The following is a 21,916-nucleotide window of genomic DNA, read 5'->3' as shown; positions in this document are numbered from 1 at the left end:
GATCACGGCGTTCGAGGGGTGTCCACACCCTCACCGCCGCTTACCCCAGTCGCCGCTTACCCCATAGCATCTGGATTCCCCGCTTTCGCAGGGAATGACAGCGAGATTGCGTAACGCCTACCACCCTCTCTCAACATTCCGCACGTCGCCGGTGTTGGCGTCGACATAGACTTCCATCCAGCGGCCGGCGCGGTCACGGCCTTCGATCTGCCATTCGTCGCCGAGGAACTGGGTGTGCGAGACGGTCCTGATGCCGATATCGGTAGCGATGCCGAGCGCGGTCTCCATCGAGACCTGGTCGCCGGAATCAAACGCCAGCGCAGGCGCCGACGCGCCGAGCGCAAGCACCGTGACGATCGGGATGATGAACTTTCGCATGGAACCACTCCTGTTACGTTGCCACGCGGCTAACCATGGACACAGACGAGCGTTCCGGGTTCCGATCACGATGCGTTGCGCGAATGTTCGGCAGGTCGCGGCATAGCGGTTCCGCTGTCACGCTTTCCATCGTCATCGTCGTCCTGGCGAAAGCCAGGACCCATTACCCCGGGGAGAAGTCGCAGCGGGAGATGGCAACTCCGAGTCTTCGCAAAACTGCCGACGGTGGTTATGGGTCCTGGCTTTCGCCAGGACGACACCGGAGAGGAACGTCGACGTCACACGCCGTCGCGCGCAGGTAGGCACTAAACCCCCGCCACCGAAATCCACAAATCCGCGAGCTTGCGCCGCAGCGCCTTCATCCGCGTGACAGGCGCTGGCTTCTCCTCGTCCTCGGGCAGCCGCAAGCCGACCACGTTGACGCGGCCGCCGGAGATCGAGCGGGCAACGAGCACGATCTCGTCGAGCGCGAGCTCGGCGCCTTCCTTCGGCGCGCGGTCCAGGTGAACGTCGAAATAATCGGCGAGCGTCAGCTTGCCCTCGTCCTCGCTCACCTTGACGCCGTAGATCTCGGCGAGCTCCGCCAGCGTGTGCTCACCGGAGACCATGAAGTCTCCGAGCAGATGCGGGTCGGGCGCGGTGCTCGGCTGCATGTCGACGAAGAAACGATCGAGCGACTCGGCCTTTTCAGGCGGAGCCAGCAAATAGATGTAGTCACCGGGCGTGATCGGGTCGGCTTCCGTGGGCGTCAAGATGTTCTCGTTGCGGATGACCAGCGTCGGCTTCGACCAGGACGGGATAAGACCGCGGCGGAAATACAGGCTCTTGGGCCGCACGGCATAGCCGACGAGCTGCTGCTCGAGCTGCCCGGGCAGGTCCAATTCCACGCGGCGAGGACCGCGCTCGCTGCGCGGCAGCGCGACATGCAGCCGCCTCGCGGCGGGCGCCAGCGTCCAGCCTTGCAAGAGGAGCGAGATGATGACGACCACGAAGGCAACGTCGAAATAGAGATAGGCTTTTGACAGCCCGACCAGCATCGGGATCGAGGCCAGGAAGATCGCGACCGCACCGCGCAAGCCGGTCCAGGCGATGAAGACCTTTTCCCGCCAGTTGAAGCGGAACGGTGCAAGGCACAGGAACACTGCGAGCGGCCTTGCGATCAGCATCAGGACCAGGGCGACACCGATCGCCGGCACCGCGCTGGAACCGAGCCGCTGCGGCGAGACGAGCAGGCCGAGCAGCACGAACATCACGATCTGCGCGAGCCAGGTCGCGGCATCCAGGAACGTCACCACCGAATTATGCGCGCGGGTCGGGCGGTTGCCGATAATGATGCCGGCGAGATAGACCGCGAGGAAACCCGAGGCATGCATGATCTGCGAGCCGCCGAAGATGACGAGCGCCGCCGTGGTCACGAACGGCGCGTGCAGCCCCTGCGGCAGCGCCACCTGATTGAGCGCGATCACCACCAGCCGGCCGCCGATCACGCCGACGATCGCGCCCAGCACGGCCTCCTGGATGAACTCCATGAAGACGTGGCCCGGCGAGCTCGACCCCAGCGAGATATATTCGACCAGCATCAGGGTGAGGAAGATCGCGAAGGGATCGTTGGTGCCGGATTCCGCCTCCAGCGTCGCGCCGACGCGCGGGCGCAGGCGCAGGCCCTGGGTGTGCACCAGCAGGAACACCGCAGCAGCGTCGGTCGAGGCGACGACGGCGCCGACCAGCAGCGACTCGGCCCAGTTGAGGTCGAGCGCGTATTTTGCAAACGGCGCGGTGATCAGCGCGGTCAGCAGCACGCCGACGGTCGCGAGCACCACGGACGGAGCCAGCACCGTGCGGATGCTCTGGAAGCGTGTGCGCAGGCCGCCGTCGAACAGGATCAGGGCCAGCGCCACCGAGCCGACCAGATAGGTCGTCCGCACGTCGTTGAACTGGAGCTGCCCCGGGCCGGAATCACCGGCCAGCATGCCGATTCCAAGGAAGACCAGCAGCAGGGGCGCGCCGAAACGCAACGCGAGCAAGCTCGACAGGATGCCCGCCATCACCAGGACGGCGCCGAGCAGGATCGCGATGCTGACCGAGTCGAGGGACGCCATCCGTCGTCACGTGGGAGAGGAAATCATTGTAAAACCATCCTTATCGTCGCCACACTTGCCCGCCAACCCATTTCTGCCACTCGCGGCAATCTGCCCGCATTTTGCGGCCTTAACTCGCATCACGTGCCGTTGTATCGATGGTCCGGCCGCGCCCTTTGTGGGATTCTGCCGCTGCATCGAATCAAATCCTGCCGATCTGCCTCCAACGCCCCCGCGATGGACATAGACCCCAAAGAGACATAGCCCCCAAAGAGACATGGACCTCAAAGACCTCATGGAGTTCTTGCAGACGACGGCGCGCAGCGTCGGCGCCGAGATCACCTCGCCCTGGTTCTACCTGCAATTCGGTCTGATGCTGGGAGCGGCCGGGATCGCCTGGGCCTCGGAGGCCGCCATCCGCAACCGCATCGACATGACGTCGCTGGCGATGCGCTGGCCGCTACCGCTTCGCCACTTCATCCGCGTGCTGGTCGGCAGCGCCTCCACGGCGGTCTTCACCGTCCTGGTCATCGTCGAGCGCGTGGTGATGTACCACGCGACCTGGCCGAGCCGCAGCTATCTCCTGATGGTCGCCGCAAAGCTCGGCCTCGCCTGGCTCGTGATACGGCTTGTAACCTCGGTGCTGCGCAACGCCTTCATCGTCAAGCTGGTGTCGGTCGCGGCGTGGTTCGTCGCTGCCCTTTCCATCATCGGTCAGTTGGACGCAACGGTCGATCTGCTTGACTCATTCGCGATCGTGCTCGGCGGATTGCGGCTGACGCCGCTGCTGCTGATCAAGGCCGGCGCGCTCCTGATCATCGCACTCTGGCTCACCAACATCGCCAGCAATTTCGCCGAGAGCCGGATCAACTCGACGACCGACCTGACGCCGTCGGTGCAGGTGCTGCTGATCAAGATCATCCGCATCGGGCTCTTGACAGTGGCGATCATCATCGCGCTCGACGCCGTCGGTATCAACCTGTCGGCGCTCGCGGTGTTCTCCGGCGCGGTCGGCGTCGGTATCGGTATCGGCCTCCAGAAGATCGTCGCGAACTTCATCTCCGGTATCATCCTGCTCGCGGACAAGTCGGTGAAGCCAGGCGACCTCGTCACCATCGGCGACAATACCGGGCGCATCAGCGCAATGAAGACGCGCTACATTTCCGTCGCCGCCGGCGATGGCCGCGAGTTCCTGGTGCCGAACGAGGATCTCGTGACGCAGAAGGTCGTCAACTGGACCTACACCGACAAGAACACGCTGGTGAAGATCGCCTTCGGCACCAATTACGACGCCGATCCGCGGCTGGTCTGCAAGCTCGCCGCCGAAACCGCCACCGCCCATCCGCGTGCGCAGAAAGGCAAGCCGCCGAACTGCATTCTGACAGAGTTCGCCGAGGCCGGCATGAAGTTCTCGCTAACCTTCTGGATCGCGGATCCCGACGGGATGGATAACGTCAAGAGCGACGTGATGCTGGCGCTGTGGGACGCCTTCAAGCGCGAGGGCATCCGGGTTCCCTACCCGGTGCGGGAAATCCGGGTCCGCGGCGGCGCGCTGCCGGTCGAAACCACCGTAGAAGTCCCGAGTTGAGGCAGCTTTTGGCCGCAAGCCCGCCAAGCTTGGCTTGCATGAAGGCCCGCGATCATTAAATTAGGACCAGAAATCAAACGCTTCCGCCGAAAAGATTACCTTTCATGAGCTACATCGAAGCCACCGATACTTCCTTGCGCAAGACCGGACAGATCAAGCTCCATGGCCCGAACGCATTCGTCGGCATGCGCAAGGCAGGCGCGCTGGTGGCCAGGTGTCTTGATGAGCTGACCGACATCGTCGGCCCGGGCGTGCCGACCTCGCGCATCGACGAGTTCGTCCGCGAGTTCGCCTTCAGCCATGGCGCCTATCCGGCGACGCTGATGTATCGCGGCTATCGCTACTCGACCTGCACCTCACTCAACCACGTGGTCTGCCACGGCATGCCCGGCGACCGGCCGCTGAAGGAAGGCGACATCGTCAACATCGACGTCACCTTCATCGTCGACGGCTGGTATGGCGACTCCAGCCGAATGTATGCGATCGGCCCGATCGCACGGAAAGCCGAGCGGCTGATCGAAGTAACCTATGAGGCGATGATGCGCGGCATCGCCGCCGTAAGGCCCGGCGCCACCACCGGCGACATCGGCTACGCCATTCAGAGCTTCGTCGAGCCGCAGGGCATGAGCGTGGTGCGCGATTTCTGCGGCCATGGTCTCGGGCGCATGTTCCACGACGAGCCCAACATCATCCATATCGGCCGGCCCGGCGAAGGCGTGCAGCTCAAGCCCGGCATGTTCTTCACCATCGAGCCGATGATCAATCTCGGCAAGCCGCATGTGAAGATTCTCTCCGACGGCTGGACAGCGGTGACCCGCGACCGCTCGCTGTCGGCGCAGTTCGAGCACTCCGTCGGCGTGACGGCGACCGGCGTTGAGATTTTCACGCTGTCGCAGCGGCACGGCGAGAAGCAGATCGGCTGACGTGTGGCGACCGCTTCGCTCGCTCCAACTATCCACCTATCCACCTATCGCAAACGTCGGAATGACGACGGTGGCCGTTTGTAGGTCGCGGCAAAAGCATCATTGAACCGCCGCACGCTGCCGAAGCCGGCCGCGAACGCGATCTCCGCCAAATTCATGTCGGTCTGGTCGATCAGGCGCTTGGCTTCCTGCACGCGGCGCGTCGCCGCGATCTCGCTCGGGCTCGCGCCGGCGTGGCGCATGAACAGGCGCAGGAGATGGCGCGGCCCGACGCCGAGGGCTTCCGCAAGCTCCGTCATCGACGCCTTATCCAGAAAGCCGTCATTGATCAGGCGCATCCCGCGCGCCACGGTGGTGGCGGTTCCCATCCATGCCGGCGAGCCCGGCGCCGTTTCAGGCCGGCAGCGCAGGCACGGGCGAAAGCCGGCCCGCTCGGCGGCGGCAGCAGTCGCATAGAAGGTGACGTTCTCGGAGCGCGCCGGGCGAACCGGGCAGACCGGCCGGCAGTAGATGCGCGTCGAACGAACGCCCGAGAAGAACAGCCCGTCGAACGCGTGGGCACGCGCCAGCCGTGCCCGGTCGCAGCTCTCCCAGTCGAGATGCGGTGGCAGCGTTTGCCGGTGCGCCAACGTCTTCGCCATGGCGGGATAATAGTTTCAGCACAGCCCGCCGAGTAGCCGAAATCGGACTGGATCGGGCGATGAGGTCCGAATCCAGCCAGCCTGCGCCGCCGCTTTTGGGATCATGGTGCCGACAGATCCCGGAGCAAATCGCATGAGCACGCAGGCGCAACAGACAATGTCAGGGCAAACCTCTCTCGCGTTCGAGATCGGGCTTTTGCTGATTCTCTCACTGATCTGGGGCAGCTCGTTCACGCTGATCAAGGTCGCGATCCCCACGATTCCGCCATTTACGATGGTTGCCGCGCGCGTGACGATTGCGGCCATCCTGCTGATCCTGATCGCTCGCGCGCAGAGACACGCCCTTCCGCGCCAGGGATCGGTGTGGGCGGCTTTCTTCGTGCAGGGGCTGGTGCAAAGCGCAGCTCCGTTCACCCTCATCAGTTGGGGCGAGATGCATATCGCGAGCGGCCTCGCCGGCGTACTCAATGCCACGCCGCCGATGTTCGTGCTGATGATCGCGCTGTTGACCGGGCGCGGACGACAGGCGATCAGCGGCCAGAAGATCATCGGCGTCGGTCTCGGCTTCGCCGGCGTCGCCCTGACGATCGGCATCGACGCGCTGTCCGGAATCGGCACGGCGGCGCCGCTGGCCCAGATGGCCGTGCTCGGCGCGAGCCTCTGCTACGCGCTTGCGCCGATATGGGGCCAGCGGTTCTCCGGCCTCCCCGCCATCGTCACCGCGGCCGGCGCCATGAGCTGCGCCGCGATCCTGATGCTCCCCATCGCCGCCGCCCTCGAACGTCCCTGGATGCTGGCGCTGCCTCCGGCACGGGCGATCGCGGCAGTCATCGTGCTCGCCGTTGTCTGCACGGCCTTCGCGATGGTGATCTATTTCCGCCTGATCCACACGATCGGCCCGCTCGGCACGACCAGCGGAAGCTATCTGCGCGCGGGCTTCGCGGTGGCGCTTGGCTCTGCATGGCTCGACGAGCGCTTCTCCTGGTCGATTGTTGCAGGAATGGCGCTCATTCTCGCCGGCGTCGTTGCCGTCACGGTGCCCCTGCCGGCGCGAAACAGCCGGAAACCTCCGGGCTGATTGTCGCCATTTTCAAAGCCTGATCTTGCCATTCCGTTCGCCGATGACGATCTGTCGTCAGAGGAACAGGAGAGATCAAGTGAGCACGTCGACGCGCCGTGGCTTTCTCGGATTTGTATCGGCCACTGCCGTAGGCGTGTTGCCAACCCGCGCGCAGGCGGCGTCCGAGCCCGCAGCGACTTCCAGCGAGCCGGCCTGCATCCTGACGCCGCAGGCGGAGGAAGGGCCGTTCTACGCCGATCCAAAGCTCCTGCGCATGGATATCACCGAGGGCAAGCAAGGCATTCCCCTCACGCTGCGGCTGCGTGTGATCGAGGCCGGTCCCTGCACCGCCATCAAGGGCGCCCGCGTCGACATCTGGCATTGCGACGCAAAGGGCCTCTACTCGGCGTTTCCGGGCCAGAGCGATAGCCATAACGTGGACGCGACCGGCAAGACGTTTTTGCGCGGCACTCAAGCGACCGACTACGCCGGGTGGGTCACGTTCAACACGATCTATCCCGGCTGGTATGACGGCCGCACCACGCATATCCATTTCAAGGTTTTCCTCGACGACAAAAACGTGCTGACGGGGCAAACCTTCCTGCCGGACGCGCTGAACGAGTTCATCTACACCAACGTTCCCGCCTACAAGGACCGCGCGCGGCAACGCACGATCATCAACGCCAACGACATGGTGATCGAGCGCTCCGACCCCGAGCATCGCGCCTTCTGCGCGGTGAAGGAGGAGCGCGACCGTTACGTGGCAAGCTTGACGCTCGGCATCGACCGCCGCGTGGACGCGACGGTCGGGCGCGCCGGCCCGCCACCGCCGCCACCCGGTTCACGCGGCGGACCTCCGCCGGGGCCTCCGCCCGCGGGCGGGCCGATGTTCGGCCGTCGGATCAAGGACCGGCTTGCTGCGCTGGTGCCGGGGCTGAAGCCGGTGCGCTGAACTCCGCCGCAATTGGCGGTTGCAAAAACGATGGCACGCGGCAATGCTGGCGCGCGATGCCCGCCAAATCCCGCGACCCATCCGAGAAGCACGAACCGACAGAGCCGCCGCATTATCACGGCCATCGCGAGCGGCTGCGCGAGCGCTTCTACAGCGCCGGGGCGGACGGGCTGAGCGACTATGAACTGCTGGAGATGGCGCTGTTTCCGGCGCTGCCGCGGCGCGACACCAAGCCGCTTGCGAAGACGCTGATCAAGACCTTCGGCTCGTTCGCCGAGGTCATCCACGCGCCAGTGGCGCGGCTGCGCGAGGTCGAGGGCGTCGGCGAAGCCGCGATCAATCAGCTCAAGCTGATCGCGGCGGCCGCAAGCCGCGTGACCAAGGGCGAGGTCAAGAGCCGCAACGCGCTGTCGTCCTGGAACGAGGTGATCGACTATTGCCGCTCCAGCATGGCGTTTGCCGACAAGGAGCAGTTTCGCTTGCTGTTTCTCGACAAGCGCAACCAGCTCATTGCCGATGAGGTGCAGCAGACCGGCACCGTCGACCACACCCCGGTCTATCCGCGCGAGGTGATCAAGCGCGCGCTCGAATTATCGGCGACAGCGCTGATCCTCGTGCACAATCACCCTTCCGGCGATCCCTCGCCCTCGCAGGCCGACATCCAGATGACCAAGGCCATCATCGAGATCGCAAAACCGCTCGGCATATCCGTGCACGACCACATCATCGTCGGCAAAGGCGGGCACGCGAGCTTGAGGGGGATGAAATTGATTTAACCCCGCTGCGTTGAGACCCGTCCACACACCCAAAGCCCATCCCTGCCTGCGCCAAAGCGCCTCCACGGAGACGATCATGTCGAATGGTCCCAGCGCGGTTCTCTCTTCCGATGAGATCAAAGCGATCGCACGTGACGCCGCCGAAGAAGGACAGGCGGGCCGCAAGCAGGCGGCGTGGCAGAATATCCAGCCATTGCGAAAGGCGCTGCGCCACCAGCCTGAGGCCGCGATGGCGTTGTTGTGGATTGTCGACGAGCGAAGCCTCACAAGGGAGGAGGCGGCAGACGTTCTTTCGGAGATAGCAGACGCCCACGATGGCGACACGAATATCCTCTCAACGCTTGGCCAATGCCTCGAAGCCGCCCGCGACATTGATGATCTGAATGCGCCACCGCCGGGACACCCAGTATTTCGGACCATGGTCGAGAAGCTGAGCCGCCTGGCCGAGGTCCATGAGGGGCAGCCTGAACAGGAGCGTATACTTTGCGGGCTCGCCACGTCGGCCCGAATGATGGCGCGCCAGAAGGATGCGATCGCCGAGAGCAGCCTTCGGAGGCTGACCGAAATCGATCCGCAAAACAGCGCGCACCAATACAATCTGGGCCTTTTCTACAAGACACGCGGCAGATTCGCGGAAGGCATGGCGGCGAACCGGGCGGCCGCAAGCCTGACGCAAAAAGTTATCGACAGTTACGAGTGGAACCTTGGAATCTGTGCCACCGCCGCCAAGAACGCCGAAACTGCCTTGGACGTGTGGAAGCGCATGGGTCAGAAAATAGAGCTTGGACGTTTCGGCTTGCCGGAAGGCAGATATCCGGCCTGCAAGGCGAGGCTCGCCGAACGTCCCCTTGCTGAGCGGACGGCAGACTCTGATGATCCAGGCAAAGAGGAAACGGTATGGATCGAACGGTTAAGTCCGTGCCATGGCATTATCCGCAGCGTGCTGTACGGCAATCTCGGCGTCGACTACGGCGATGTCATCCTCACGGACGGCGCCCCGATTACGCATCACACCTATGGTGAGCAGCAGGTCCCGGTCTTTCCCCATCTGGCAACACTTCTGCGTCGGAACTATCAATTCTTCGATTTCGCGGGCACGCAGCAGACAGCACGGCAATTGGCCGACCTGAGCGAAGAGTTGGACGGGGATGCCGTCGTCTATTCGCACTCCGAGAGCTTCAAGATCATGTGCGCGAATTGCTGGCGCGACCCCGATATCGATCACGCCGATCACGCGAAAATGGAAAAACACGTCGTCACCGGTCGTATCGCCGCGCCGCCCGACATTTCGCCGGCACGACTTTTGGATATGATTGATAAGGGAATCGAGAAGCGAGGAATTTGCCAACTCTACGCGCCCGATCTTTGTGCAGCGGCGGGACAGCTTGCGCGCGAGCAGATCGACAGACGTCGGTTTGCTCTACTCCGCAACTGACGGAAACATCGATCCGCAGTCGCAATCCCGGTGGACAGGCCATACACGACACGTGCATTGACTACCCGAATCGCATTGTTCGATTCGGTTGATCTGAAGAGTTTCCAAGCAAGCAATGAGATGAAATGAGCGACTGGCTGCACAACCTGCCGGTGCCGTGGATGGCGCTGGTGATTTTCGGCTTCACCTATTTTCTGGCTGCGACCGTGTTCGCGGCGGTCATGGTGTTCGCGACGGATGCGCGGACCAAGTCGCTCAAGACGATCTCGCCGGGCATGCTGCCGGTGCTCGGCATCATCTTCGGCCTGTTCGTCGCCTTCACGGCGGCGCAGGTGTGGGGCGACAGCGATCGCGCCAGCGCCGCGGTGAGCCGGGAGGCCAGCGCCCTGAGGAGCGTCGAGCTGCTCGCCGCCGGCCTGCCGACGGAGCAGGCGGCGCGCCTGCGCGCCCTGGTGCGCGACTATGTCGGGCAAGCCGCCACGGTGGAGTGGCCGATGATGGCGCAGCGGGAGGTTTCCCTGAAAGCGACGCCGCCGGCGCTGGCCGAGGCGTTGCAGCTCGTGGTCGCGATGACGCCGCAGGGCTCGGGTCAGGCGACCGTGCAGCGCGAGCTCATCAACGCGCTGGAGCAGGCGCTCGATGCGCGCCGGCAGCGCATCATCATCAGTCTCGCCGCGGTGAATGCGGTCAAGTGGTGGTGCCTGTATTTGCAGGCGGCGTGCGCGCTTGTGGTCATCGGCCTCGTCCATTGCGACAATCGCCTCGCGGCGGCCATCGCGATGGGCCTGTTCGCGACCGGCGTTTCGGCTTCCGTTCTCCTGATCGCCGCGCATGACCGGCCATTTGCCGGCCAGATCTCGATCGGACCCGAGCCGCTGCTCCAGATCATGCCGGAGAAGCCGGACAAGCTGCCCTGAGAGGAGCTGCTAGGACATTCCCACGATTTCGCGCAGCTGGGGCGCGAGTGCGGGAGTGGAGCAGAGAATCGGGTTTCCTTTGCTGATGCCGTCGCCAGCGAAGAAATCATTGATTGTTGCGCCCGCCTCGCCGGCGATGACGATGCCGGCAGCGACGTCCCATGCATTGATGTGCAGCTCGAGATAGGCGTCGGTGCGCGCATTGGCGACATGGCAGAGCCCCAGCGCGCCCGAGCCGGAGCGCTTCACCGCGCAGCCCGCGGCATAGCCGCGCTCGAGGACGGCGAGATAGCGCTCGAAGGGGACGCGGGGCGACCAGCCGAGCTCGACATAGGCGCGCTTGAGGTCGTTGGTGGCCGAGACGTGGATCGGCCGCCCGTTCAGCGTTGCGCCCTGTCCGCGTTGGGCCACATAGAGCTCGTCCAGCGCCGGTGCGGCCACGATTCCGATGGTCGGGACGCGATCGTGCAGGAAGCCGATCGAGATGCACCAGTTGCGGTCGCCATGGGCGAAGTTCATGGTGCCGTCGATCGGATCGATGATCCAGACCGCATCGCTCGCTGCGCCGCCGCCCTCCTCGCCGATCACCGTGTCGGTCGGGAAGAGCACGGCCAGCCGCTGCCTGAGGAAATCCTCGACGGCACCGTCGGCAACCGTCAGCCAGTCCTGAGCGCCCTTCATGGTGACGCCGAGGCTGTCCTGCTTGCCGAAATAGTCCAGCGCCAGGCGCCCGGCCTCGGCGACAAGGCCCTGGACGGCATGACGCCGCATTGCGAGCTCTGCCGGCGTCATCGCCCAACAACCTCGGTGGGGACCGACGCGCCAACGCGCTCCGCAAGATCAGGGATCAACCACGGGAGCAAGGCTTCGTCGTCGCTGTCTGGCATGAGCCAGGTCGATTGCTCGTCGGCAGGCATCGTTTCGGCTTCACCAATCTCGGATTCACAAATCTGTTGCATCAGCACGCTACGGATCGCTACGTTTATTCCAAGCCGGTCGCGGAATGGAAGGACAATTCCATTCTGGCAAAATGACATCGGCGTGGAGGGAACGAATCGTGCAGGCGGAAACGCATGGCGTGACGAGCGCCGGCGCGGCGATCCAGGTGCGCGACCTGCATGTCGCCTATGGCGGCACGCCAGTCCTGCACGGTGTCAGCCTCGATTTTGCCCCCGGCACCTTCACCGCCCTCCTGGGCTCTTCCGGATGCGGCAAGACCACCCTTCTGCGCTCATTGTGCGGCTTCGTGCCGGTGCACTCCGGCTCGATCGTGGTCGGCGACCGTGACGTCGCCCTGCTGCCACCGGAGAAGCGTGGCATGGCGATGGTTTTCCAGTCCTACGCGCTGTGGCCGCATATGACCGTGCTGCAGAACATCGGCTACGGGCTGAAGCTGCGGGGCGCCGCCAAAGCCGAGATCGCCGCTAAGGCGGCTTCGCTGCTCACGATGCTGGGCCTTGCCGGCTACGAGCAGCGCAAGGTCACGGCGCTGTCGGGCGGGCAGCGGCAGCGCGTCGCGCTCGGCCGGGCGCTGGCGGTCGACCCTAGCATCCTGCTGCTCGACGAGCCGCTGTCCAATCTCGACGCCAAGATCCGGATGACGATGCGCCACGAGATCCGCGCGATCCAGCAGCGGCTCGGCGTCACGGCCATCCATGTCACGCATGATCGCGAGGAAGCCATGACCATGGCGGATCGGCTCGTCATCATGCAGGTGGGCCGGATCGCCCAGGTCGGTACACCCGAGGAGGTCTACGATCGGCCGGCGAGCGCCTTTGTCGCCAACTTCATGGGCGCGGAGAACGTCCTGCCCGTGCGTGTCGCGCGCAACGAGGACGGGACGGCCGTCAGTGCCGGCTCCGCGGTCGTCCGGGTCGCGCACGACGATGCCACAGCGCTGCCCACGGGCGAGGCCGTGGCCTATTTCCGCGACGACGTCGCAAGCCTGGAGGCGCCCGACGCGATGCCGCAGGGCGATCTCCTCGTGCCCGGGCGTATCGCCGCGCGCAGCTATCCCGGCGGTCTCTATCGCTATCGCGTCGAGGCGGTCGGCCGGCAGATCACGGTCGACGACGCAGCACGCCATGAGCCAGGCGCGACCGTCGGCCTGCGCATTCCGTTGCGACGCATTCACATCTTCCCGGCGGCCGAAGCCGCCACCGCCGCCTGACCAGGAGCCAGACTCATGCGCATTCTCAACTTAGCCTGCTCGCTCGCGGCGCTGCTCTCAGCATCGCCTCTCGCCGCACAGACCCTCAACGTCGCTTCGGCCGGCGACCAGAATATGGTCGACTACGTCAAGGACTATCTCGGCCCGATGTTCGAGAAGAGTCACCCCGGCGTGAAGGTCATCTCCGTCGGCACCGGTCCCGGCGATGCCGGCTCCCAGAAGATCTTTGAGAAGCTTGACGCCCAGAAAGGCGCCGCGACCACCGATTTCGATGTGGTGGTGATCCACCAGAAGGCGGCCGGGACGATGGTGAAGCAAGGGCTGCTCGCGAAATACACCGACAAGGTCGACACCGCGAAGCTGGTCTCCAGCGAGACCGCCAAGAACTCGCTCGGCGCCGACGTCTCGGGCTACGTCATCCCGATGTTCCAGTCGCAGACGGCGCTCGCCTACAATGCCGACATGCTCAAGACCCCGCCCGACAACTTCGCCGAGTTGAAGGAGTGGGTGAAAAAGAACCCGAAGCAGTTCGGCTACAATGGCATCAAGGGCGGCATGTCCGGCGTGGCATTCGTCGCCGGCTGGATCTATGCCTTCGGCGGCGACGCCGGCAAACTGATTCAGGGGCCGTATGACCCGGCCGAGAAGGCAAAGTGGGACACAGCCTTCAGCGAGCTGAAGGACTTCAACAAGAACATCGTCATCACGCCCGGCAATGCCGGCACGCTCGACATGCTCAACCGCGGCGAGATCGCGATGGGCCCGGTCTGGGTCGACATGTTCTATTCCTGGCAGGCAGACGGCAAGCTGCCGCCCAACATGAAGCTCAAGCTCGCCTCGCCCGGCATGCCCGGCCAGCCGATGTACTACGCCGTGCCGGAGAAGGCGGCGCAGCCGAAGCTCGCAGAGGAGTTCATCGCGCTCGCCACCAGCCCGCAGGTCCAGGCGGACGGCATCGTCAAGAAGTTCAACTGGTATCCGGGCATCGACGCCAAGAACCTCGAAGGCAAGCTCGACAAGGCGGCATGGGACAAGCTCTTCACCGACATCACCCCGGCCGACCTGTCCAAGAACGCAAAACCCTTCCCGATCGCGCCCTATTTCAACGACATTCTCGAGGGCTACGAGAAGAAGGTCGCGAACTGAGGGGCGCGTTTTGCGGGACGGGTTCGGAACGCCGCGAAATATCATGAGCCTGTCCCAGCGCCAGCTCGCCTTGCTGCTGATCGCGCCGGGCCTCGCGCTCGTCGCGGCGCTGTTCCTCTATCCGCTCTGCTTCTCGCTCGTCTCGGCCTTCACCGATCCTGATGGCGGATTCTCCTTGCAGGCCTTCGGCAAGGCCTTCGAGCTCTATTCCGGCGACATCCTCTTCACGATCGTCATCGTGGTGACCTCCTGCGCGTTGACGGCGCTGGCGGCGGTCGCCATCGCCGGCACGCTGACGCTCGGCGAGAACCCATGGGTCGTCGGAACGTTGCGCGCCCTTTACCGCTGGCCCCTGTTCATCCCTTTCATCGTGGCCGCGCAATGCATGCGCACCTTCCTCGCCAAGAACGGGCTGATGAACAACACCTTCGTCTCGCTCGGCCTGCTGGAGCCGTTGCAGGCGGTAAGCTATCTCGACTGGCGCGGCATCATCATCACCTTCGTGTGGAAGCAGACCCCATTCGTCGCCCTGCTGCTGGCCGGCGCGCTGGCCTCGCTCGACCGCGCGACCCTCGAGGCCGGGCGCAATCTCGGCGCCTCGCGGCTCAGGGTTCTGATCGAGCTGGCGCTGCCGCAGGTGATGCCGACGCTGCTCGTTGCCCTCGTCCTGTCCTTCGTGACGATGCTCTCGGTGCTCTCCGTGCCGATGATGGTGGCCGGTTCGCAACCGACCATGCTGACCGTCGACATGGCCTTCCGCATCAACTCCTATGGCGACTATGCCACGGCGAATGCGCTCGGCGTCATCACCTACCTGATCAGCGCCGGTGCTGCGATCCTCTATCTCCGGCACGGCATGGCGAAGGAGGGCGCGCCATGAGCCGCGTCGCATCCTTGCTGCGCGCTGCGCTGGCGGGCGCTCTTCTTGCGGCCTTCGCCTTTGCGCTGATCGGCCCGCTCACCAATCTGGCGCTGTGGTCGGTGGCCGAGCGGTGGTACACGCCCTACAAGCTGCCGGTCACCTATGGCACCCGCTACTGGGAGCAGGTCTTCCGCCCGACCGGCGACGCCATGGCCTCGCTCGGGACCTCGGTCTCGATTGCGGTGCTGACGGTCGTCGTCGCACTCGCGCTCTCCGTGCCGGCCGGCTACGCGCTGGCGCGCCTGAAGCTGCCGGTCCGCTCACTGTTCATGATCGTGTTCCTGCTGCCCCAGGCCTTTCCCTCGGTGGCGATTTACATCAACGTGGCACGGATCTTCTATGGCCTCGGCATCAACGGCACCGTGCTCGGCGTCGTGCTGGTTCACGCCGCGCACGGCCTGGTCTATTCCGTGTGGATCGCGGCCGCGGCTTTCGCGGCAGTCGACAGGGATCTCGAACTCGCGGCCCGCAACATCGGCGCCTCGCCGCTGCGCACCTTCTTCACGGTGACGCTCCCCCTGGCAGCGCCGGGTGTCATCGCGAGCGGCATCTTCGTCTTCCTGGAATCACTGGACGAGTTCACCGGCACGTTCTTCGTCGGCGTTCCCCAAGTCACGACGCTGCCGCTCTTGCTCTACAATGCGGCGATGGGCGGAAACTACCAGGTCGCCTCGATCACGGCACTGATCCTCCTGGTGCCATCCGTGCTGTTCATGCTGTTCATCGAGCGCTTCCTGCGCGCGGACGTTCTGGCGAAGGTGGGGGCTTAGCGCCCTCGCGAGTCGGGATCACCTCGTGCGCATCGGCTGATGATCCGGTCGCGCCGTGACAGGCGATCTCATCGAATCAGTTGCCATCCCTTCGGTGTCCAGCGGAGCAGTGCGCCGGAGAGCGGCTTTGGCGAGCGGGCCATGACGCCTTTGGCAAGCGTTCGCAAAGCATCGATCGCGGCACCGGAGTCCTCGCCGACGTACAGCAGGACGTCAGCCGACGGCGCCGCAACGATCAATACGCCACGCTGAGCCTGCGCCAGCGGGGCCCAGCTATCCGGCAGCGCAAGCCGGCTGGTTTGATAATAGTCGCCGCCGATCGTGCCGATCTGCCCTGGCGGTGCCGCCTTCGCGACTTCCATAAGAGGCCTGGTAGCGTTGCGGAGATTGGCAATTCCAATGTCGAATGCCTGATTGGTGGTAAGACCAAGCGTCGCCCGGTCCTTGTCGTTGAGCATCCGGAGCGTGCGTGGCGAATCGAGCACCGGCACGATCACCAGCCCCTCAACGAGAGGCCTTGGCGTCACCATCGCACCCGGCGCAGGCCCCAAGGCTTGCCGCATATACTCGGTCGACCGGACTACGACGCGCAGAGCTTCCTTGGTCGGCGGATCACTTTGATTGCGCGTTGCTGCCGCGACACCGCCCACATAGGTCTCAATCTCCTTGGCGCAGCCAGCCGCGTTCGCCTTGCAGAACGCATAGACCCGATCGAGATTGGCCTGTAGGGGCCCAATCGAAAGCGTCAGCGGCCCCTTGATGACGACGGCGACGTCGCGAACGGCGGTCCGCACCCGCTCGGCCACAAACGCTGTGAAGGTGCGCTCGTCAGTTGGTATCTGTTGCGCCAATACTGGCGCGACGACAAGAACGTGGAGGCTCGCGATTGCGCAGGTCAACCAGCGGCACATTCGAAGTTTGATGCGCATGCTCGAAAGAGCCTCGGGGCGAGGCTCGCGCGATTGAGTCGCCTCCCCAATCATGAGACACATGCCGCGCCAGACCGAGCTGGGCAAGCGAGCCTGCGGGGATACGGGCTCATGCAGATCATTCGCCGCCCATTTACCATCTATTAACTCTCCGCTTTGTGCTGCGGGAATGTGTGTCACAATCGTTCATCATCGAAACGGAGAGGAATCGATGATGAATCAGACAATAGAGCACATCTGGAGCACGGGCCTGTCGTTGCTGAGCCCCGGTCATCTGGTCGACTGGCTTCTCGACCAGATCGAGAAAATAAGCCCAATGATGATGCCTGCTCAGGTCGACATACTGTCGTACCAGGAAACGCGAGTCGAAGCGCGTCGCGACTAGTTCGGCGCGATCACTGCTCGCACCGGCGCCACCCACGTGACGCCGGTATCAAGTCAGAGCAAAACTAGTAGCAATAACGCGGATCGACCCGGACATAGGCGCCGTCGGGGCGCTGCATGTAGCAGCCGCGCTGATAGGCGTAATAGCCCGAACGGCGGTGCTCGCCTTCGGAGGCGATGGCCGCACCCGTGCCGGCGCCGACGATCGCACCGACTGCCGCGCCGCGGCTGCCGCCGATCGCGCCGCCGAGAATGGCACCGCCGACGCCGCCGACGATCGCGCCGCCAATGGCGTCCTGCGCCGCAGCCTCATGCACCGGCACCAGCATCGCAACCGCCAGGCAGGCCGCCATTCCAAGTCCTGCCATCCTAAGTCCTGCCATCCTAAGTCCTCGAAGCATCGCAATCCTCCAGTGTGACGCGGCGAGTCATATCGTCGGCTGGGGATTCGGGCCAGAACTATCACGCCCCTTCCGGCGTGAGGCGCCACGCGATGTCGCCATGGTCTCAGATTCCATACCAGCAAGGGATCGCGCGTGCTACAGAACGTAGGCTAGTGCGGCTCGAACGGGTGGCCGGGAATTTCCAGATGTTTCATTCATGAGGAATAGCGACATGGCGCGTCGATTTCTGGTGCTGATCGGCCTGGTGCTGCTGACGATCTCCGCGGCAGAGGCCGGACCGAACGAGGACGCGGTGGCGGCGCGCGCGAGCTGGGAGCAGGTCTACAATGCCGGAGATGTCGACAAGTTTGTCGCGCTCTACACCAAGGACGCGATGCTGTTCGGCTCGACCGCGCAGCTCTTTACCGGCACCGATGGCGTGCGCACCTATTTCAGCAAGCTACCCGCAGGCATCAAGGTCAAGATGGGCGATCAGCAGGCGATCGCGGCCGGCCCCGACGTCGTGCTCAGCTCAGGCTTTGCCGACTTCACGCTTCCCAACGGCACCGTGCTGCCCTTCCGTCTGACGCTCGCTTTCGTCAAGGTCGACGGCAAATGGCTGGTGGCCCAGCATCACGGTTCGCCCGTGCCGAAGTAAGGCCGCCCGCCGTCACGGCGCGATCCAGCGCTGCACGGCCTCGGCCGTGTCGCTCGGGTTGGTGTTGAAGCAGATCGCAGCGTTCGGCGCGAGATGGTGCACGAGGTTGAGCACCTTTTCGAATAATAGCAGGCGCTCCTTCGGCTCGCGCAGTCCGGCGCCGATCACCACGCAGTCGAAGCTCGCTTCGCGCAGGGCCGACGTGACCACCGCCTCCGCCGTCTCGTCGAGATCGATCAGGCAGCTCGTGACCTCATAGCCGAGGTCAGTGAGCCGCAGCAGCTGTGCGTCGACATAGTTGCGCACGAGCTCGGGCGTGAGCTGCGGGAACGCGCTGTAATCCGCGCTGCCGGGCTCGATGCCGATCGCGAGCACGCGTTTGGCCATCGCGGGGGCTCCCTCGACAATTCTGTTGGATTGCCAACGGCCACGCAGGCCGGTCAGTTCCGCTATTGCCGCAGCAGGATCAGGGGATCAGCGGTATCGGGCACGCGGCGCCATTGCGCGTTGTCGTCGGCCTCGAACTGCCAGGCTTCGCCGGCCTTCGACATCAGGATGATCTGGCCGCGCTCGAGCCGCCACTGCGTCGGGTTGAACTGCGCGATCTCGGCGTCGCATTTCGACTTGAGGAAGACCTGGAAATTGTCGGGGCCGGCTTCGGTGTTGGTCAGCACGAGCGTGCAGACCGGCTGGCCATTGCCGCGCACCATGGACCAGTCGCCGATCATCTGATCCATCGACTTGGCCATCGAGCGGGCGGCGGCGAGATTTTGCAGGATGTAGACACCCTCGCCCTGCCGCAAGCCCTCGAAGATGCCGGCCTCGACCTCGGTGAAGTCGATCACAGATTCGCCGGTGGCATCCTGGAGCCGTACGATGTCGAGGCCCTTGATGCTCCAGGCCGTGATGTCCTTGGTGAAAGGCAGCGCGGTCTTGCAGGCCGGCTCCAACTCGAGCTTGGAGGCCTGGCCAGCCCCGTCACCCTTCAGCGTCACCACGCAGGTCTTGCTGCGCTCGGTGGTGGACAGCTCCCACTGCCCGACCATGTCCTTCTTCAGGGTCGTCGTATCCTGCGCCTGCGCAACACCGGTCACGGCGACGAGCGCCGCGACGATTGCCCACGCACCGACCCGAAGATGTGTCATCCGCGACTCTTCACCGGAGTTTCCGGGACCGGCGTGATCGGCGGCTTGCCGGCAAACCAGGTCTTGAGATTGTCGACCACGAGCTGGTCCATCGCGTTCCGCGTTACCACGGATGCCGATCCGATATGTGGCAGCAGAATGACATTCTGCATGGTCTTGAGCTCATCCGGCACGTTCGGCTCGGCAGCGAACACGTCGAGACCGGCGGCGAGGATAGTCCTGGATTTCAACGCCTGGACCAGCGCAGGCTCGTCGACGACGGAGCCGCGCGCGACGTTGACCAGCACGCCGCGCGGACCGAGCGCCTTGAGGACCTCGGCGTTGATCATCTTGTTGGTGCCGGCCCCGCCGGGCACGATGACGATGAGCGTGTCCACCGCCTTCGCCATCTCGATCAGATCGGGATAGTGCTGGTAGGAAACATCCTTGGATGGATTGCGCGAGTGGTAAACGACCGGCACCAGCGAGGCTTCGATCCGGCGCGCGATCGCCTGACCGATCCGGCCCATGCCGACGATGCCGACCTTGCGGTCGCGCAGCGAGCCGACGCTCAACGGATAGTTCTGGGTCGTCCAGAGGCCGGAGCGTACATAGCGGTCGGCCGGGATGAATTCGCGCAAGGTGGCAAGCAGAAGGCCCATCGCGACGTCGGCAACCTCTTCCGTCAGAACGTCCGGCGTATTGGTGACGACAATATTGTGCTCGCGCGCATAAGCCGTGTCGACGTGATCGTAGCCGACGCCAAAATTCGCCACGATCTCCAGCTTCGGGAAATGCGACAGCGACTCCTTGTCGGCCCGCACGGTGTGATAGGTCACGGCGATGCCGCGGATTTTTTCGCGGACGGCAGGCGTCAGGCGCTCGAGGTCGGCCCGCGTCTCCGCCTTGTGCACGACGAAATGGTCTGAGAAGCCGTTTTCGAGAATCGGCCGCACCGGCCCATAGATCAGAAGATCGATCTTCTCGGACGAAATCGAAGCGGCCGCCATCAGCTTTCCTTTCCAAGGGCGCTTTCATGCCAGCGCCGTAAAATGAGGTGGGAAATTAGCGCCAGCACCCCATAGATGACAATCCCGGCAAGCGACAGCAAAAGCAGCGCCGCGAACATGCGAGGTATGTTGAGACGATAGCCGGATTCGGCGATCCGGTAGGCAAGGCCCGATCCGGCCCCGGCCGTTCCCGCCGCGATCTCGGCGACAACGGCGCCGATCAGCGACAGGCCACCGGCAATGCGCAGGCCGCCGAGGATATAGGGCAAGGCCGAGGGCAATTTGAGAAAACGCAGGGTTTGCGGCTTCGAGGCGCCATAGAGCTGGAACAGGCCGGCGAGATTGCGGTCGACCGAATTCAGCCCGAGCGTGGTGTTGGCGAGGACCGGGAAGAACGCGACGATGAAGGCGCAGACCACGACGGCGGTTTCCTGGTCGAGATAGATCAGCAGCAGCGGCGCGATCGCGATCACCGGCGTCACCTGGAGGACGACCGCATAGGGGAACAGCGAATATTCCACCCATTTCGACTGGTTGAACAGCAGCGCCAGCGCGATGCCGCCGAGGCTGGCCGCGATGAAACCCTCGAGCGTGGTGAGCAAGGTGGTGAGAAGCGATTGCGACAGCACCGCCCAGTCCTTGATGAGGGTCAGGAACACGGCCGAGGGCGCCGGCAGCACATAAGGCGGTATCTGCTTGATGCGGACCACGAGCTCCCAGGCGATGAGGCCTGCCGCGAAGACGACGAGGGGAAGCGCAAAGCGCGCGGCGCGCAAGGCACCATTCTCAGGCTTTGCCGGGACGACGGGCTCTGCGCTCATAGCACCGACTGCCCGGAATAGGACGGCGCGAGCGCGCTCGACACCTTGCGGCAATAATCGGCATAGCCGGCAGAGGTGCGAAACTCTTCTCCGCGCGGCTCGATGGTCTCGATCCGGATATCGGCCTGGATACGGCCCGGCCGCGCCGTCATCACCACGACCCGCTGGGAGAGATAGACGGATTCGAACACCGAATGGGTGACGAAGATGACCGTCTTGCGCAGGCGCCGCCACAGCGCGAGCAGATCGTTGTTGAGGCGAAAGCGCGTGATCTCGTCGAGCGCCGCGAACGGCTCGTCCATCAAGAGGATATCGGGATCCGTGACGAGCGCGCGCGCCAGCGAGACCCGCATCTTCATGCCGCCGGAAAGCTCGCGTGGGAATGCATCGGCGAAATCGGCAAGGCCCACACTGGCAAGAGCCTCGTCCACGCGCGCGTTCGCCTCGGCCCTGGCGACGCCCGCAAGCTTCAGCGGCAGCCGCACATTCTCCCGCACGCTCGTCCACGGCATCAGCGTCGGCTCCTGGAACACGAAACCGATGGCATGGCCCGGCCGCGCCACATCCTCATGGCGCGAGACCCGCACCGTTCCCGCGCTCGGCGCGCTCAAGCCCGCAATCAGGCGCAGCGCCGTCGACTTGCCGCAGCCGGACGGCCCGAGCAGGGAGATGAACTCGCCCTTGCGCACGGCAAGGTCGAACGGCCCGAGCGCCATCACGCCGGTGTCATAGGCCTTCGTCACGCCGCGCAGACTGACGGCCAGCGCCGTCAGCCCGACATCGCCCCCGGACGAAGCTGTGCGCTCTATCATTGGCAGGCGGCTGTTGTTTGGTCTGGCTGCGCCGCGATT

25 protein-coding genes are annotated in these 21,916 nt (G+C 64.4%); 13 read left to right on the top strand and 12 right to left on the bottom strand.

Features of this window, described 5'->3' with window-relative positions:
* Positions 1 to 117: 117 nt before the first annotated feature.
* Both SO180_RS34815 and SO180_RS34810 read right to left on the bottom strand, forming a co-directional pair.
* A complete protein-coding gene (locus SO180_RS34815; RefSeq protein WP_449383341.1) occupies positions 118 to 378 on the bottom strand; it encodes a PepSY domain-containing protein in 261 nt (86 codons plus the stop codon).
* Positions 379 to 683: 305 nt separating this feature from the next.
* Positions 684 to 2,477, bottom strand: a complete 1,794-nt coding sequence (locus SO180_RS34810; protein ID WP_449383340.1) for a potassium/proton antiporter — start codon at positions 2,475 to 2,477, stop codon at positions 684 to 686.
* A 256-nt stretch (positions 2,478 to 2,733) separates the two neighbouring features.
* Here SO180_RS34810 and SO180_RS34805 point away from each other — a divergent pair, with 256 nt between their 5' ends.
* Positions 2,734 to 4,044, top strand: a complete 1,311-nt coding sequence (locus tag SO180_RS34805) for a mechanosensitive ion channel family protein (protein ID WP_449383339.1) — start codon at positions 2,734 to 2,736, stop codon at positions 4,042 to 4,044.
* A 104-nt stretch (positions 4,045 to 4,148) separates the two neighbouring features.
* Positions 4,149 to 4,967: a type I methionyl aminopeptidase gene (gene map / locus SO180_RS34800; RefSeq protein ID WP_449383338.1), complete on the top strand. Its 819-nt coding sequence runs from the start codon at positions 4,149 to 4,151 to the stop codon at positions 4,965 to 4,967.
* Between the two features lie 44 nt (positions 4,968 to 5,011).
* Here map and SO180_RS34795 read toward each other — a convergent pair whose 3' ends face one another.
* Positions 5,012 to 5,608: a bifunctional transcriptional activator/DNA repair enzyme AdaA gene (locus SO180_RS34795; RefSeq protein ID WP_449383337.1), complete on the bottom strand. Its 597-nt coding sequence runs from the start codon at positions 5,606 to 5,608 to the stop codon at positions 5,012 to 5,014.
* A 133-nt stretch (positions 5,609 to 5,741) separates the two neighbouring features.
* Between SO180_RS34795 and SO180_RS34790 the strand changes: the two genes are divergently transcribed.
* The 5 genes from SO180_RS34790 (at position 5,742) to SO180_RS34770 (ending at position 10,748) form a co-directional block, all read left to right on the top strand.
* Complete coding sequence (locus SO180_RS34790) at positions 5,742 to 6,686, top strand: DMT family transporter (RefSeq protein WP_449383336.1); 945 nt, start codon at positions 5,742 to 5,744, stop codon at positions 6,684 to 6,686.
* A 79-nt stretch (positions 6,687 to 6,765) separates the two neighbouring features.
* Positions 6,766 to 7,620, top strand: coding sequence for an intradiol ring-cleavage dioxygenase (locus SO180_RS34785; RefSeq protein ID WP_449383335.1), 855 nt, complete (start codon positions 6,766 to 6,768; stop codon positions 7,618 to 7,620).
* A 56-nt stretch (positions 7,621 to 7,676) separates the two neighbouring features.
* Positions 7,677 to 8,396: a RadC family protein gene (gene radC / locus SO180_RS34780; RefSeq protein ID WP_449383334.1), complete on the top strand. Its 720-nt coding sequence runs from the start codon at positions 7,677 to 7,679 to the stop codon at positions 8,394 to 8,396.
* A 76-nt stretch (positions 8,397 to 8,472) separates the two neighbouring features.
* Positions 8,473 to 9,831, top strand: a complete 1,359-nt coding sequence (locus SO180_RS34775; protein WP_449383333.1) for a tetratricopeptide repeat protein — start codon at positions 8,473 to 8,475, stop codon at positions 9,829 to 9,831.
* A 125-nt stretch (positions 9,832 to 9,956) separates the two neighbouring features.
* On the top strand, positions 9,957 to 10,748 hold the full coding sequence (locus SO180_RS34770) for a bestrophin-like domain (RefSeq protein WP_449383332.1): 792 nt from the start codon (positions 9,957 to 9,959) through the stop codon (positions 10,746 to 10,748).
* Between the two features lie 9 nt (positions 10,749 to 10,757).
* Here the strand turns inward: SO180_RS34770 and SO180_RS34765 are convergent, their stop codons facing one another.
* Both SO180_RS34765 and SO180_RS34760 read right to left on the bottom strand, forming a co-directional pair.
* On the bottom strand, positions 10,758 to 11,519 hold the full coding sequence (locus SO180_RS34765; protein ID WP_449383331.1) for an inositol monophosphatase family protein: 762 nt from the start codon (positions 11,517 to 11,519) through the stop codon (positions 10,758 to 10,760).
* A 17-nt stretch (positions 11,520 to 11,536) separates the two neighbouring features.
* The gene (locus tag SO180_RS34760; protein WP_449383330.1) at positions 11,537 to 11,713 is read right to left on the bottom strand and encodes a hypothetical protein; all 177 of its coding nucleotides are present in this window, start codon (positions 11,711 to 11,713) and stop codon (positions 11,537 to 11,539) included.
* A gap of 92 nt (positions 11,714 to 11,805) precedes the next feature.
* Here SO180_RS34760 and SO180_RS34755 point away from each other — a divergent pair, with 92 nt between their 5' ends.
* From SO180_RS34755 to SO180_RS34740, 4 genes are read left to right on the top strand one after another with little or no spacing between them, the layout of a single operon-like run.
* A complete protein-coding gene (locus SO180_RS34755) occupies positions 11,806 to 12,918 on the top strand; it encodes an ABC transporter ATP-binding protein (protein ID WP_449383329.1) in 1,113 nt (370 codons plus the stop codon).
* Positions 12,919 to 12,933: 15 nt separating this feature from the next.
* Positions 12,934 to 14,064: an ABC transporter substrate-binding protein gene (locus SO180_RS34750; RefSeq protein WP_449383328.1), complete on the top strand. Its 1,131-nt coding sequence runs from the start codon at positions 12,934 to 12,936 to the stop codon at positions 14,062 to 14,064.
* A gap of 49 nt (positions 14,065 to 14,113) precedes the next feature.
* Positions 14,114 to 14,944 carry an ABC transporter permease gene (locus SO180_RS34745; protein ID WP_449383343.1) on the top strand — a complete coding sequence of 277 codons (831 nt, stop codon included), beginning with the start codon at positions 14,114 to 14,116 and terminating at the stop codon, positions 14,942 to 14,944.
* Positions 14,941 to 15,756, top strand: a complete 816-nt coding sequence (locus SO180_RS34740) for an ABC transporter permease (RefSeq protein WP_449383327.1) — start codon at positions 14,941 to 14,943, stop codon at positions 15,754 to 15,756. Before SO180_RS34745 ends, SO180_RS34740 begins: the two co-directional genes overlap by 4 nt.
* Before the next feature lie 68 nt (positions 15,757 to 15,824).
* Here the strand turns inward: SO180_RS34740 and SO180_RS34735 are convergent, their stop codons facing one another.
* Entirely contained in the window at positions 15,825 to 16,685 is an 861-nt protein-coding gene (locus SO180_RS34735) for a DUF1444 domain-containing protein (RefSeq protein ID WP_449383326.1), read from the bottom strand.
* A gap of 214 nt (positions 16,686 to 16,899) precedes the next feature.
* Between SO180_RS34735 and SO180_RS34730 the strand changes: the two genes are divergently transcribed.
* Complete coding sequence (locus SO180_RS34730; protein ID WP_449383325.1) at positions 16,900 to 17,070, top strand: hypothetical protein; 171 nt, start codon at positions 16,900 to 16,902, stop codon at positions 17,068 to 17,070.
* Between the two features lie 64 nt (positions 17,071 to 17,134).
* On the opposite strand, the gene SO180_RS34725 is transcribed toward SO180_RS34730, so the two are convergent.
* Positions 17,135 to 17,437, bottom strand: a complete 303-nt coding sequence (locus SO180_RS34725; protein ID WP_449383324.1) for a glycine zipper domain-containing protein — start codon at positions 17,435 to 17,437, stop codon at positions 17,135 to 17,137.
* A 247-nt stretch (positions 17,438 to 17,684) separates the two neighbouring features.
* On the opposite strand from SO180_RS34725, the gene SO180_RS34720 reads away from it, so the two are divergent.
* Positions 17,685 to 18,110, top strand: a complete 426-nt coding sequence (locus SO180_RS34720) for an SgcJ/EcaC family oxidoreductase (RefSeq protein ID WP_449383323.1) — start codon at positions 17,685 to 17,687, stop codon at positions 18,108 to 18,110.
* A gap of 12 nt (positions 18,111 to 18,122) precedes the next feature.
* Here the strand turns inward: SO180_RS34720 and SO180_RS34715 are convergent, their stop codons facing one another.
* The 5 genes from SO180_RS34715 to SO180_RS34695 form a co-directional block, all read right to left on the bottom strand.
* Positions 18,123 to 18,497 (bottom strand): hypothetical protein, encoded by a 375-nt coding sequence (locus SO180_RS34715; protein WP_449383322.1) that lies wholly within the window; start codon positions 18,495 to 18,497, stop codon positions 18,123 to 18,125.
* A 62-nt stretch (positions 18,498 to 18,559) separates the two neighbouring features.
* Complete coding sequence (locus SO180_RS34710) at positions 18,560 to 19,255, bottom strand: AprI/Inh family metalloprotease inhibitor (protein ID WP_449383321.1); 696 nt, start codon at positions 19,253 to 19,255, stop codon at positions 18,560 to 18,562.
* Entirely contained in the window at positions 19,252 to 20,244 is a 993-nt protein-coding gene (locus SO180_RS34705) for a 2-hydroxyacid dehydrogenase (RefSeq protein WP_449383320.1), read from the bottom strand. The genes SO180_RS34710 and SO180_RS34705 overlap by 4 nt, the downstream gene beginning before the upstream one ends.
* Positions 20,244 to 21,065 (bottom strand): ABC transporter permease, encoded by an 822-nt coding sequence (locus SO180_RS34700; protein ID WP_449383319.1) that lies wholly within the window; start codon positions 21,063 to 21,065, stop codon positions 20,244 to 20,246. Before SO180_RS34700 ends, SO180_RS34705 begins: the two co-directional genes overlap by 1 nt.
* Positions 21,062 to 21,877: an ABC transporter ATP-binding protein gene (locus SO180_RS34695; RefSeq protein ID WP_449383318.1), complete on the bottom strand. Its 816-nt coding sequence runs from the start codon at positions 21,875 to 21,877 to the stop codon at positions 21,062 to 21,064. Before SO180_RS34695 ends, SO180_RS34700 begins: the two co-directional genes overlap by 4 nt.
* Between the last annotated feature and the right edge of the window lie 39 nt (positions 21,878 to 21,916).

This window comes from Bradyrhizobium sp. UFLA05-112, assembly GCF_053572325.1.
Note: the sequence above shows the minus strand (reverse complement) of the source record. Positions and strands in the feature narration are given on the sequence as shown.